Here is a 13479-nt window from a genome sequence, read left to right as displayed (position 1 = left end):
GTTCCCTCCCTGAAGGCTTTGTTTGCGGGGGAGGATAGTCGCCTGCGCGCACGGGCGAAAGGCCGCTTTGCCAGGGGCGAAGCGGCCTTAGAGAGACGTTGCGTAAAATCGGAAGGGCCGGATCAGCCGGCCATGGCCCGGGCGGAGGCAGGCGCGCGGGCGGGTGTGCTGGCGGGCGCGCCGGCAGGGGCACTCAACTCGCTTCGGACCTGATTGCGGCCGTTTCGCTTTGCCTCATAAAGGCAGGCATCGGCGCGTTCGATCAGGCTGGCGGATTCGTCGGAAGGCCGGAAGCTGCCCACGCCCAGCGACATTGTCACCCGGCCGAGGGACTCGCCCGTCGAGCGCTTGACGAGTTCGCGCGACTGGACCGCCTCGCGGATCTTGTTGGCGATCTGCTCGGCCTCCTCGGTGGTCGTGGAGGGCAGGACGACGCCGAACTCTTCGCCACCATAGCGCGCCACCATATCGCTCTGGCGCGTCCCGTTGTTGAGGCAGCTTGCGACAAGGCGCAAGACCTGGTCGCCCGTGCGATGGCCGAAGGTGTCGTTGAACTTCTTGAAATGGTCGATATCGCCGATCAGCAGGCAAAGCGGCTGGCCGCTCTCTCGGGCCTGAGAGATTTCGCGCGACAGCGTTTCGTCGAACGCCTTGCGGTTGGCCACGCCTGTCAGGGCATCGGTACGGGCCTCGCTGCGGGCTGCTTCCAGCGTCTGCTGAAGCTCGGTTACTTCCGAGCTGGTCGCCTTCAGCCGTTCTTCGAGTTCCTGGCTGCGAGCTTCCATGTCCCGGCTGGCTTCGAGGATCGATTTGACGGCGTTGCGTACATCGGTGGGGGTAGACTTGGCGGACAGCCCGGCGCTGGCTTCGCGCACCGAATGGCCGAAAGCCGTTGAATTGCCGCTGGAGGATTCGATGATCTCGATAATCTGGTTCAGTTCGGAATTCAGCTTCTCGCCGGTATCCAGCGTGACGGCGGTGAGCTTGGCGTCGTTCAGATAGCGCTCGCGAAGCTCGTCGACGGCGGCAGGATCGATCGGCAGGCCGTCCGATACGCGCTCGTCCAGCGCCTGGTTGAGATCGGGGGTCTGGCCCGAGGCATAGCGGTACCAGAGAGCATAGTTTTCAGGCACAGGCGCAACGCCGTGCTCTGCCATGAGTTCAATAGCCCGCGCGCTGCACTCGCTGGCTGAAAGGATTTTCTCGGATGTCATCGAATGCCCCATCGGCTGACCGTACCCTGCGGTCGCTTCTCATAAGAAGAAGCCTAGGTCGATACGGTTACAGCCAGGTAAATCGTGAGGAAAATCGCTGTTTTTTTCGTTGAGCGGTCTTAAAGCCCATCCTGGTGCTGGAAAATGCGAGGGGCTCTCAATGGCCCGTGAATTATGTATTATCCCGGTAAACGAGCCGGCATGCAGCGCCGGACAATCGGGAAGCATTTCAAACGTGCCGCGAGACCACGCGGCGGGGACAGGAGGGCGCCAATGAGCGTTGCGGAACAGAATTCTCAGGAAGCCGATATAGAAGCCATTTCCCAGTCGATCCGTGCGATTCTCGACAAGCAGAAGGCGGCGCATATCGCCGAAGGGCCGATCAGCGCCGAAAAGCGCATCGAATGGCTCGACCGGGCGATCGCGCTGGTTGTCGACAACCAGAAGGAAATCGTGGAGGCCATGGCCTCCGATTTCGGTCATCGCAGCCATGACCAGTCGCTCATGGCCGATGTGATGGGCTCCGTCAATCCGCTGAAGCATGCCAAGAAGCATCTGCGCCAGTGGATGAAGCCGGAAAAGCGGAAAGTTCAGTTCCCGCTCGGCCTGCTCGGCGCCAAGGCCCGGGTCGAATATCAGCCGCTGGGCACGGTGGGCATCATCTCGCCCTGGAACTTCCCGGTGAACCTCACCTTCACGCCGCTGGCAGGCGTCTTCGCCGCCGGTAACCGCGCCATGATCAAGCCGTCTGAGTTCACGCCGGCGACATCCGAACTGATGGCGCGCATGTTCCGCTCCGCCTTCGACGAGACGGAAGTGGCGGTGATCACGGGCGGCCCGGCGGTCGGCCAGGCCTTCTCCAAGCAGCCCTTCGATCATCTGCTTTTCACCGGTGCGACCTCGATCGCCTATCACGTAATGCGCGCCGCGGCCGAAAACCTCGTGCCGCTGACGCTGGAGCTGGGCGGCAAGTCGCCGGTCATCATTTCCGACACCGCGAAGATGGACGAGGCGGCGGCCAAGGTCATGACGGGCAAGACCCTCAATGCCGGCCAGATCTGCCTCGCGCCCGACTATGTTTTCGTGCCGGAAGCCAAGCTCGACAGCTTCGTGGACGAAGCCCAGAAGTCGATCACCAAGATGTATCCGACCATCAAGGAAAACCCGGACTACACCTCGATCGTCAATCAGCGCCACTATGACCGCATCAATAGCTATCTCGACGATGCGAAGCAGAAGGGCGCGAAGATCGTCGAGATCAATCCGGCCAATGAAGATTTCAGCCAGCAGCCGACCCACAAGATCCCGCCGACGATCGTCGTGAACCCGACCGACGACATGAAGGTCATGCAGGACGAAATCTTCGGTCCGGTACTGCCCGTGAAGTCCTATCGCTCGGTAACCGAGGTGCTGGACTATGTGAACGGTCATGCCCGTCCGCTCGGCCTCTATTATTTCGGCGAGGACGAGAAGGAAGAACGCACCGTGCTGGATCGCACGACATCCGGCGGTGTGACGGTCAATGACGTCATCATGCATGTCTCGATGGAAGACCTGCCGTTCGGCGGCGTCGGCCCGAGCGGCATGGGCGCCTATCATGGCATTGACGGGTTCCGCACCTTCAGCCACGCCAAGGCCGTCTACAAGCAGTCCAACGCGAAGATGGTCGCCGAGATGTTCCGTCCGCCCTACACCTCGAAGTCGCGCAAGCGCCTGATGGGCATGATCAAGAAATAGGGCCGAACAGCGAAAAGGGCGATCCCGAGGGATCGCCCTTTTTCATATCTTGTGGCCGACGGCGCGGATGAAACGGGTGGCCTCAGGCCTCTTCCGTTTCCTTTTCCGCCGAAGCGTCTTCTTCCTCGGCACTGCGGCGTCGCGGCAGTTTCACTTCGCGCAGCATGAAGGCGGGCACGTGGTCGCCCATGCCGATGACCTTGTTGTCGTCGTCATCGTCGCGGTCCCGGCGGCGATTGCGTCCGCCGCGTGCACGGCGCGGCTTTTCTTCCGCCACGGGCTCGGGCTTTTCAGCCTCGGCTTCTTCCGGCGCGCTGGCCTCTGCGGCGGGCTGCGCATCGTCGGTCTTTTTCTTGCGGCTCCGTCCGCCCCGGCTGCCGCGGCGGCGGGACTTCGTCTCGCCTTCGTCTTCGTCGCCCGAAGCTGCACTGGCCGGTGCCTCTTCCTTGGCGGTTTCCTTCTCGGCAGGCTCGCTCTCGGCCGTCTCTGCTTTGGCAGGCTCTTTGTCGGCGTTGAGGTCGTGCACCGGGATCGTCGTTTCGAGCATCTTTTCGATGGATTCGATATATTTCCGGTCTTCAGGCGTCACCAGCGTGAAGGCGGCGCCTTCCTTGCCGGCGCGTCCGGTGCGGCCGATACGGTGGACATAGTCTTCCGCATGGGTTGGCGGATCGAAATTGAAGATATGGCTGACATCGGGGATATCGAGCCCGCGTGCCGCCACGTCGCTGGCCACCAGCAGACGGATCGTGCCGTTGCGAAAGCCTTCCAGCGTCTTCGTGCGGGTGCTCTGGTCGAGATCGCCGTGAATGGCGCCGGCCGAATAGCCATGCTTGTCGAGCGAACGATGGAGTACCGACACATCGCGCTTGCGATTGCAGAAGATGATCGCGTTTTTCACATTCTCGGTATCGATGAGATGGCGCAGCGCGTCGCGCTTCTGGTCCCGGCGCGAAATCTTGACCTGTGCCTGCTTGATCCGCTCATTGGCGGAAGAGGCGCGGGCGACTTCGATGCGCTCGGGCGCATGCTGGAAGTTTTCCGTCAGGCGCTGAATTTCAGGCGGCATGGTCGCCGAGAAGAGAAGCGTCTGCCGGGTGAAGGGAATTTTGCGGCAGATTTCCTCGATGTCCGGGATGAAGCCCATATCGAGCATGCGGTCGGCTTCGTCCACGACGAGGATCTGCACGCCCGTCAGAAGCACCTTGCCGCGCTGGCAATGGTCGAGCAGGCGGCCCGGCGTCGCGATCAGCACGTCCACGCCGCGATCGAGCTTCTTTTCCTGGTCGCCGAAGGAAACGCCGCCGATCAGCAGCGCCATGGAGAGCTTGTGGTACTTGCCGTATTTCTCGAAATTCTCCGCGACCTGCGCGGCGAGTTCGCGCGTCGGCTCGAGAATGAGAGAGCGCGGCATCCGCGCCTTGGCCCGTCCCCGCGACAGCTTGTCGATCATCGGCAGGGTAAAGGAGGCCGTTTTGCCCGTCCCCGTCTGGGCGATGCCGAGCACGTCTTTGCCGGCGAGAACATGGGGAATGGCCTGGGCCTGGATCGGCGTGGGCTCGGTATAGCCGGTTTCGACAACAGCCTTGAGCACTTCCGGCGTGAGACCGAGTTCGTCAAATGTCATACATCAACCTGTTTGCGTGTTTCCGGGCCTGAAAGTCGTCGATGGGGAATTCGTCTCCCTCCGACGCCGCTGTTTCGTTGGCCCGATGCTGCGGCCAGGGTCTGGCGAGTGAGCAGCCTGTCGCGCGGATGAAGCCCCGCGCATTCAGCGAATTTGTGCCGGAAAATACGGTTTTCCGCGAAATTGTCAACCGAATGGGCCGGTAACCCTGTCCCTCATAGGGACTTGGTAGCTACCTGTGGCGGCATTGCCTCAGAATTGGCCGGTAATGACGTCAGGATCAGATATCGAGGTCCGTGGCGAAGGCCGCATGCTCCTGGATGAACTGGAAGCGCATCTCGGGCTTGTTCCCCATCAGACGGTTGATGGCGGAGGACGTTTCCGCGGTATCCTCTTCAGGCACCACGACCCTGAGCAGCGTCCGCTTGCCGAGCGCCATGGTGGTTTCCTTGAGCTGGGCGGGCAGCATTTCGCCAAGGCCCTTGAAGCGGCTCACCTCGACCTTGCCTCTGCCGCTGAACTCCTTGTCCATCAGCTCGTCCTTATGTGCGTCGTCGCGCGCATAGGCCGTCTTGCCGCCCTGGCTCAGCTTGTAGAGGGGAGGGGCTGCGAGAAACAGGTGCCCGTTGCGGATAAGCTGCGGCATCTCGCTATAGAAGAAGGTGATGAGGAGCGAGGCGATATGCGCCCCGTCCACATCGGCGTCGGTCATGATGATGACCTTGTCGTAGCGCAGATCCTCGTCGCGGTAATGCGAGCCGGTCCGCACGCCGAGCGCCTGGATCAGATCCTGGATCTGCTGGCTCTGCGCCATCTTGGCGCCGCTGGCTGAGGCGACGTTGAGGATCTTGCCGCGAAGCGGCAGCACGGCCTGCCGCGCACGGTCGCGGGCCTGCTTGGCGGAACCGCCGGCGCTGTCGCCCTCGACGAGGAAGATTTCAGACCCCTGAGACGCCGACTGGCTGCAATCGGCCAACTTGCCTGGAAGCCGCAGCCGGCGCGTCGCGGTCTTGCGCGCGACGTCCTTTTCCTGCTTGCGGCGCAGCCGTTCCTCGGCGCGGTCGATCACCCATTCCAGCAGCTTGTTGGCCTGCTGGGGCGCGGCGGTCAGCCAATGGTCGAAATGGTCGCCAATGGCGCGTTCCACCAGCTTGGTTGCCTCGGCCGTGGCGAGCTTTTCCTTGGTCTGGCCCTGGAATTCCGGTTCGCGGATAAACACGGAGAGCATGACGCAGGCATTGGAGAGCATATCGTCCGCCGTAATCTGGCTCGCCTTCTTGTTGCCCACGAGATCGCCATAGGCGCGCAACCCCTTGGTGAGCGCCTGCCGCATGCCCTGTTCATGCGTCCCGCCTTCCGGCGTGGGCACCGTGTTGCAGTAGGAGCTGACGAAGCCATCGCGATTGCCGATCCAGGCGATCGCCCATTCGACGGACCCGTGGCTGCCCGCCTTGGAAAGCTTCCCGTAAAAGGGTTCGGGCGTGACATTGTCCGCGCCCTCGATGGCGATCTTCAGATAGTCGAGAATGCCGCCGGGAAAGTGGAGTTCCTCTTCTGCGGGCGTGTCGTCCTTGATGAGCTCGGACGCGCAGCTCCAGCGGATTTTGACGCCGCCGAAAAGATAGGCCTTGGACCGCGCCATCTTGTAGAGGCGCTTGGGCGAGAAGGCGGCACCCTTGCCGAAAATATCCGGGTCCGGATGAAAGGTGATCCTTGTGCCGCGGCGGTTGTGCACCTTGCCTTTGTTTTCGAGCTTCGTCTGCGGCGTGCCGCGCTCATAGGCCTGCGTCCAGAGCTGCTGCTCGCGCGCCACTTCGACCTCGAAACGGTCGGCCAGCGCATTCACGACAGAAATACCTACGCCATGCAGGCCGCCGGAGGTTTCATAGGCCTTGCCGCCGAACTTGCCGCCCGAATGCAGCGTGGTGAGGATCACTTCCAGCGCCGACTTGTTCTTGTATTTCGGATGCGCGTCCACCGGGATGCCGCGGCCATTATCGGCGACCGTCAGGCTTCCGTCTTCGTGAAACGAAACCTCGATCCAGTCCGCATGGCCCGCGACCGCTTCGTCCATCGAATTGTCGAGGACTTCGGCGAAGAGGTGATGCAGCGCCTTCTCGTCCGTGCCGCCGATATACATGCCGGGGCGCCGCCGGACGGGCTCAAGCCCCTCAAGGACCTCGATATCCTTGGCCGAATACCCGTCATCGCCGTCGGACGATTTGGCGGATTTGGCACGGCTGCGCTTTGCGGGCGCCTTGGCCGGCTTGCTCTCGCTCTTGGCCGGGGAGGCCGAGAAAAGATCGTCGGTATCGTCGGGGGCGGATTTGGACGGCTTGCGGGCGGCCATGAACTCTACGGAATGCTGGGGTGAAACGAATCGAGCCCGATTGTACGGCGCGGGTGGGCATAGCGGCAATGCGCGTCCCGCGCTTTCGTTTCGCGATGACCCGTGCAAAATGCCCGTAACAAGGAAATCGGGAGGAACTCATGACGGAAAAGCCGACCATCGCCACGCCCCTGACGTTGCCCTGCGGCGCCACGCTAAAAAACCGCCTTGCCAAGGGAGCCATGACGGAAGGGCTCGCCGATCCGGAAAACCGGGCGACGGAGCGCCATGTGCGCCTTTACCGCCGATGGGCGGAGGGCGGGGCCGGAATGCTGCTGACCGGCAACGTCCAGGTGGATCGCCGCTATCTGGAGCGTCCCGGCAATATCGCCATCGACGGCCCGCAATCGAGCGACGCGCTGGACAGGCTCCGCGCCATGGCGGAGGCGGGCACCGTCAACGACACGCATCTGTGGATGCAGATCAGCCATGCGGGCCGCCAGACGCCCGCGCTGGTGAACCCGACGCCTGCCGGGCCGACCGACAAGCCGCTCGATATGCCCGGCGCGCAGTTCGGCAAGCCCAAGGCGCTGACGGGCGATGAAATCCTCGATGTGATCGCGCGCTTTGCCCATGCGGCCACTGTGGCGCGCGACACGGGCTTCAGTGGCGTTCAGATCCATGGCGCGCATGGCTATCTCATTTCCGAGTTTCTCTCGCCCGATGTGAACACGCGCGACGATGAATGGGGCGGGGAGAAACTGGAAAACCGTGCCCGCCTGCTGCTCGAAACCGTGCGTGCCGTGCGCAAGGCCGTCGGCGGCGATTTCCCGGTTTCGGTGAAACTCAACTCCGCAGACTTCCAGCGCGGCGGTTTCAGCCATGAGGAATCGATGAAGGTCGCGGGCTGGCTCAACGACGAAGCAGTCGATCTGCTCGAAGTGTCCGGCGGCACCTATGAGCAGCCGCGCATGATCGGCGCCGACGACATGACGCTCCATCCTGAAAAGTCCGAGACGCGGCGCGAGAGCACCGTGGCGCGCGAAGCCTATTTCCTCGAATATGCCGCCGATATCCGCAAGACGGTCGCCATGCCGCTTATGGTTACGGGCGGCTTCAGGAGCGTTGCCGGCATGAATGCGGCGCTGGCGAGCGGCGAGATGGATGTGGTCGGCCTTGCAAGGCCGCTCTGCGTCGATTCGGCCATTCCCGGTAAGCTCCTTTCCGGCCAGGCGGAGGAAACTCCGACCTATGAAAAGACGCTTCGCATCGGGCCCGGCCCGCTCGGTCCCAACAGCCCGATCAACCTCATCAAGGCATTGAACGGCTGGGGGCAGCAGGGCTGGTTCTGTCTCCAGATCATCCGCATGGGCGACGGCAAGGACCCGGACCTGAAGATGGGGGCCTTCTCCGCCTTCCGGAACTATCAGAAGAACGAGACGAAAACCGCCAAAGCGATGAAGCGGAGCTGATATGACCTCGGCGGCAACGGAACCGGCCTATGGCGGGCGGCAGAAGCTGGGGCTCATACTGGGCCCGGCTCTGCTCCTGCTGACATTCGTGCTGCCCGCGCCCGCGGGCCTGAGCGGGGAAGGCTGGCTGGTCGCCGGTGTCGCCGCGCTGATGGCGACATGGTGGATCTGCGAGCCGGTGCCTATCCCGGTGACCTCGCTCATGCCGATGGTCCTGTTGCCCGCGCTGGATGTAGCGTCGATCAAGCAGGTGACGAGCCCCTATGCGCATCCGCTGATCTTTCTCTTCTTCGGCGGCTTTCTGATCGCGCTGGCGATGGAGCGGTGGGGCCTTCACCGGCGTATCGCCCTCGCGCTGATCGGCATTATGGGCCACAAGGCGAGCCATATCGTTGCCGGTTTCATGCTCGCGGCCGCGATGCTTTCCATGTGGGTGAGCAATACCGCGACCTCTCTCATGATGCTGCCGATTGCCATGTCGGTCATCGCGCTGGTGGAAGACCAGGCGGTGAGCAAGGAGGCCAAGTCGGGCGCGGCTGACTTCTCGCTGGTACTGCTCTTGTCGGTTGCCTATAGCGCGACCATTGGCGGGCTGGGCACGCTGATCGGCACGCCGCCCAATGCATTGCTCGCCGCCTTTCTGAACCAGACCTATGGCTATCAGATCGGCTTTGCCCAATGGATGCTACTCGGTATTCCGATCGTGCTGATCGGCCTGCCGCTGACCTTTCTGTTCCTGACGCGGGTCCTCTTCCGGCTGGACAGGGTGGAGATGTCGGGCGTCGACGGCCTGATCGCGGCGGAACGTGAAAATCTCGGGCGCATCAGCCGCCCGGAAAAGCATGTCGCCATCGTGTTCGCGGCAACAGCATCCGCCTGGGTGTTTCGGCCCCTGTTGCAGGACTGGCTGCCGCTTCTCAACGACACCACCATTGCCATGGCAGGCGGCATCGCGCTCTTCCTGATCCCGGTCAATCTGCGCGAGGGCGAATTCCTGATGAACTGGCAGACCGCAAAGCGCCTGCCATGGGATGTCTTCCTGCTGTTCGGCGGCGGGCTCAGCCTTGCCGCGGCGATCGAGGGGCAGGGCGTTGCGAGCTGGATCGGCAGTCTCTTCGACGGGGCAAGTGCCATGCCGCTTCTGGCGCTGGTTGCGCTGGTCTGCGTCTGCATTCTTCTGCTGACCGAACTGACTAGCAATACGGCGACGGCGGCGACATTCCTGCCGGTCATCGCCGCCATGGCGATCAGCCTCGGCGAGAACCCGTTGCTGCTGGCCGTGCCGGCGGCGCTGGCGGCCAGTTGTTCCTTCATGCTGCCGGTGGGCACGCCGCCCAATGCCATCGTTTTCGGCAGTGGCAAATTCACCCTGCCGCAAATGGCGCGGGCGGGCGTCTGGCTCAATATCGGTTTTCTTGTCCTCATCGTTGCCATGACCTATTGGCTGGCGCCCATCGTGTTCGGCATCCAGCACGGCGTGGTGCCGGACTGGGCCGCATGAAGCTGAAGAGGAGAGAGAAGGGAGGGGGTAGCGGATGATGAGACGTCAACGGCGCAACCCCGCTCAATCGGAAGCCCCGGTCATCCTGTCGGGCGTTCCTTGCGGGGTTGCTATCTGGATGTGCTTTCCGCACTCCTTCGGGGATGTAAACCCGAATATAGGCTCATCGTCATTGTCGCACGCTCAGTGGCGCTCGTCTGGTCTGGACCTCCGACACCAGCAATTTCCTCGCGCAAAGGCCTATATGATTGGCTGGCGCGGCGGCGCATTAGATGCGCGTCGAGGGACGGTGAGTGTAGTGTCATATTCAGCAGGAGATTTCCTGCGCCGGTGGGGTCATCTTCGAAACCTCCTCCGTTGATTGATGAGTAAATGCTACGCCCGTCGCGGCGAAAACGTCAACGAAATTAGTGGGATGCGACAATTTTGTTGGTCAACATTGCTGACCGAACGGGATGCAGAAAAAAGAGATGTACACGAACTAAAAGAAAAAACGTATACGGAATAAAAAGGGAGGGCGAGATGTGGTTGAGGCAGATTGCGCTGGTTGCGCATGATCTGGATCCGGTGGTGAAGCCGCTTTGCGACGTGCTGGGTCTGACGGTCGCCTATAACGATCCGGGCGTCGGCATATTCGGTCTCGTCAATGCCGTCATGCCGGTGGGCGGCGAGTTTCTGGAGGTGGTGCAGCCGATCAAGGACGACGCCTCGGCGCGGCGCTACCTCCACAGGCGGGGCGGCGATGCGGGGTACATGGTCATCCTGCAATCCGACGATGCCCATGCGCATCGAGACCGCATTCTGGGGCTCGGGGCACGCAAGATCGCCGAGCATGACGGAACCTATGTCTTTACCCATTTCCATCCCGGCGATTTTGGCGGCGTGCTGACCTCGGTCGATTCCGTCACCGGTGTGGAAGACTGGTTCGATCCCGACAGCGATTGGCCGCCTGCGGGCAAGGATTGGCGGAATGCGCGCAGCGACAATGCGACCGGCATTCGCGCCGTCTCCATCCAGTCTCGCGCACCGGGCAAACTCGCCGAGAGATGGGGCGAGCTTCTTCAGGGCGAAGTGGCCATGGCCGATGACGGCCCGGAAGTGCGCCTGGCGCGCGGCGTCATCCGTTTCGTCGATCCGGTGGATGAGGATGGCACCGGGGTCGTCGGCATCGACATTGCCATGCGCGACCGCGGCAAGGCGCTGGAGAAGGCCCGTCAGCTCGGCTTGCCGGTGAGCGGGCACACGGTGCGGATAGGCGGCGTGGATTTCGCTTTGCTGGAGGCGGTCTGATGAAGCTCCTTTCCGCCTGCTGCGGTCATATCGGCGTCGATACCGGCCTGCTCGAAGGGGGCGGTATCCGGGGCGAACTGCGCCGCGTACCCTCCATGTGTTTCGTGATCGAGCATCCCGAAGGTCTGGTCGTCTGGGATACCAGCATGCATCCTTGTGTCTGCACCGATCCGATCGGCTATTGGGGCAAGCTCGCGACCACGGTCACCGTGCCGGACTATGAAGAGAGCGAGACGCTGCTTGCGCGTCTGGAGCAGGCGGGCATCGAAGCCTCGCGCATTCGTTTCATCATCAACTCCCATCTCCACAACGATCATTGCGGCATGAACCGCTTCTTTCCGAAAGCGACCGTGTTGGCGCGCCGCAGCGAATACGAGCACGCCACGGGGCTGATGGACACCGGCAAGCATGGCTATGTACGCGACGACTTTTTCGGCGACGGCCAGTCGCTGGAGCTGATCGAATATGACGACAGTTTCGATGTGTTTGGCGACGGCGCGCTGGTGCTGATCTCGACGGTGGGCCATACGCCCGGCCATCAGAGCCTTCAGGTGACATTCCCCTCGGGCCGCCGTTTCGTGATGACGGGCGATGCGCTTTATACGGCCGGACAGCTCGCGGCCCGCAAACCGCCGGGGCTGACCTTCGACAAGAAGGAAGCGCAGGCAAGTGCCGACCGGCTGGCGGATCTGGGCGAGGAGGGTGCGACCATCCTCATCCATCACGAGCCTTCTCTCTGGGAAACGAGACCCGCCGTTACATTGCTCTGGGAAGAGGGCGCCGCCGGTGCGGCCTGACCCCGCAAGCAGCCTGCAGACGACCCCGCAAACGAAAAGGGCCGGAGCTTTCGCTCCGGCCCTTGCCGTTCTGCATATCCGACAGGATTAGCAGGAATAGTACATGTCGTATTCGACCGGATGCGGCGTCATTTCGTACCGCATGTTTTCTTCCCACTTGAGCTCGAGGTAACCCTCGATCTGGTCGTCGGTGAACACGCCACCCTTCTTCAGGAAGTCGCGGTCCTCGTCGAGCGCGACAAGCGCTTCGCGCAGCGAGCCGCAAACGGTCGGAATGTCCTTCAGCTCTTCCGGCGGAAGATCGTAAAGGTTCTTGTCCATCGGCGCGCCCGGATCGATCTTGTTATCGATGCCGTCAAGGCCGGCCATCATCATCGCGGCGAAGGCGAGATAGGGGTTCGCCGTCGGATCCGGGAAACGGATCTCGATGCGCTTGGCCTTGGGCGACGTGCCGTAAGGGATACGGCAGGAGGCCGAACGGTTGCGGGCCGAATAGGCCAGCAGCACCGGCGCTTCGTAACCCGGCACCAGACGCTTGTAGGAGTTGGTGGACGGGTTGGTGAAGGCGTTCAGCGCCTTGGCGTGCTTCAGGATGCCGCCGATGTACCACAGGCATTCCTCGGAAAGGTCGGCATACTTGTTGCCGGCGAAGAGCGGCTTGCCCTCTTTCCAGATCGACTGATGGCAATGCATGCCCGTGCCGTTGTCGCCGAAGACCGGCTTCGGCATGAAGGTGGCCGACTTGCCGAAGGCATGCGCCACGTTGTGGATCGCATACTTGTAGATCTGCAGGTGGTCGGCGACCTTGGTGAGGGTCTGGAACTTCATGCCGAGCTCGTGCTGGGCCGCGGCGACTTCGTGATGGTGCTTTTCGATTTCGACGCCCATCTCGCCCATGACCGTCAGCATTTCGCCGCGCAGGTCCTGACCGCTATCGATCGGGTTGGTCGGGAAATAGCCGCCCTTGGTGCGCGGACGATGGCCGAGGTTGCCCGTCTCGTATTCCGTGTCGGAATTGGTCGGCAGCTCGACGCTGTCCACCGCGAAGCCCGTGTTGTAGGGCTCGGTGGAGAACTTCACGTCGTCGAACACGAAGAATTCGGCTTCCGGGCCGAACACGACCGTGTCGCCGATTCCGGTGGACTTGAGATAGGCCTCGGCAAGCTTCGCCGTGCCACGCGGGTCGCGGCCATAGGGCTCGCCGGTGGAGGGCTCCAGAATGTCGCAGAAAATCGCGAGCGTGGTCTGGGCGTAGAAGGGGTCGATTACCGCGGTTTCGATGTCCGGGAGCAGGATCATGTCGGACTCGTTGATCGCCTTCCAGCCGGCGATCGACGAACCGTCGAACATCGTGCCCTCGGCGAAAAAGTCTTCGTCGCACATGTTCACGTCGAACGTGACGTGCTGCATCTTGCCGCGCGGATCGGTGAAGCGCAGATCGACGTATTTCACGTCCTTCTCTTTGATCAGCGCCTGGACCGAATTGAAGTCAGCCATTTGATCCTCTTTCCC

General features: G+C 62.3%; 9 protein-coding genes. 5 read left to right on the top strand and 4 right to left on the bottom strand.

Going from position 1 to position 13479, the window contains the following annotated elements; genetic code table 11:
* Nucleotides 1–122: 122 nt before the first annotated feature.
* Nucleotides 123–1157: a diguanylate cyclase gene (locus ACSSVQ_RS02975; protein WP_454180763.1), complete on the bottom strand. Its 1035-nt coding sequence runs from the start codon at nucleotides 1155–1157 to the stop codon at nucleotides 123–125.
* A gap of 330 nt (nucleotides 1158–1487) precedes the next feature.
* Between ACSSVQ_RS02975 and ACSSVQ_RS02970 the strand changes: the two genes are divergently transcribed.
* Complete coding sequence (locus ACSSVQ_RS02970; RefSeq protein ID WP_293328247.1) at nucleotides 1488–2951, top strand: coniferyl aldehyde dehydrogenase; 1464 nt, start codon at nucleotides 1488–1490, stop codon at nucleotides 2949–2951.
* An 82-nt stretch (nucleotides 2952–3033) separates the two neighbouring features.
* Here the strand turns inward: ACSSVQ_RS02970 and ACSSVQ_RS02965 are convergent, their stop codons facing one another.
* Entirely contained in the window at nucleotides 3034–4578 is a 1545-nt protein-coding gene (locus ACSSVQ_RS02965; protein ID WP_454180762.1) for a DEAD/DEAH box helicase, read from the bottom strand.
* 280 nt (nucleotides 4579–4858) lie between these two features.
* Nucleotides 4859–6928: a DNA topoisomerase IV subunit B gene (gene parE / locus ACSSVQ_RS02960; RefSeq protein WP_454180761.1), complete on the bottom strand. Its 2070-nt coding sequence runs from the start codon at nucleotides 6926–6928 to the stop codon at nucleotides 4859–4861.
* Nucleotides 6929–7068: 140 nt separating this feature from the next.
* Here parE and ACSSVQ_RS02955 point away from each other — a divergent pair, with 140 nt between their 5' ends.
* The 4 genes from ACSSVQ_RS02955 (at nucleotide 7069) to ACSSVQ_RS02940 (ending at nucleotide 11967) form a co-directional block, all read left to right on the top strand.
* On the top strand, nucleotides 7069–8379 hold the full coding sequence (locus ACSSVQ_RS02955; RefSeq protein WP_454180760.1) for an NADH:flavin oxidoreductase/NADH oxidase family protein: 1311 nt from the start codon (nucleotides 7069–7071) through the stop codon (nucleotides 8377–8379).
* 1 nt (nucleotide 8380) lies between these two features.
* Entirely contained in the window at nucleotides 8381–9880 is a 1500-nt protein-coding gene (locus tag ACSSVQ_RS02950; RefSeq protein ID WP_454180759.1) for an SLC13 family permease, read from the top strand.
* Nucleotides 9881–10402: 522 nt separating this feature from the next.
* Nucleotides 10403–11170 (top strand): VOC family protein, encoded by a 768-nt coding sequence (locus ACSSVQ_RS02945; protein ID WP_454180758.1) that lies wholly within the window; start codon nucleotides 10403–10405, stop codon nucleotides 11168–11170.
* Nucleotides 11170–11967 (top strand): N-acyl homoserine lactonase family protein, encoded by a 798-nt coding sequence (locus ACSSVQ_RS02940; protein WP_454180757.1) that lies wholly within the window; start codon nucleotides 11170–11172, stop codon nucleotides 11965–11967. The genes ACSSVQ_RS02945 and ACSSVQ_RS02940 overlap by 1 nt, the downstream gene beginning before the upstream one ends.
* An 87-nt stretch (nucleotides 11968–12054) precedes the next feature.
* Here the strand turns inward: ACSSVQ_RS02940 and glnA are convergent, their stop codons facing one another.
* On the bottom strand, nucleotides 12055–13464 hold the full coding sequence (gene glnA, locus ACSSVQ_RS02935) for a type I glutamate--ammonia ligase (protein ID WP_293329085.1): 1410 nt from the start codon (nucleotides 13462–13464) through the stop codon (nucleotides 12055–12057).
* Nucleotides 13465–13479 lie beyond the last annotated feature (15 nt).

The sequence above is a fragment of the Parvibaculum sp. MBR-TMA-1.3b-4.2 genome, from assembly GCF_053628815.1.
This window is presented reverse-complemented; position numbering and strand designations above follow the sequence as displayed.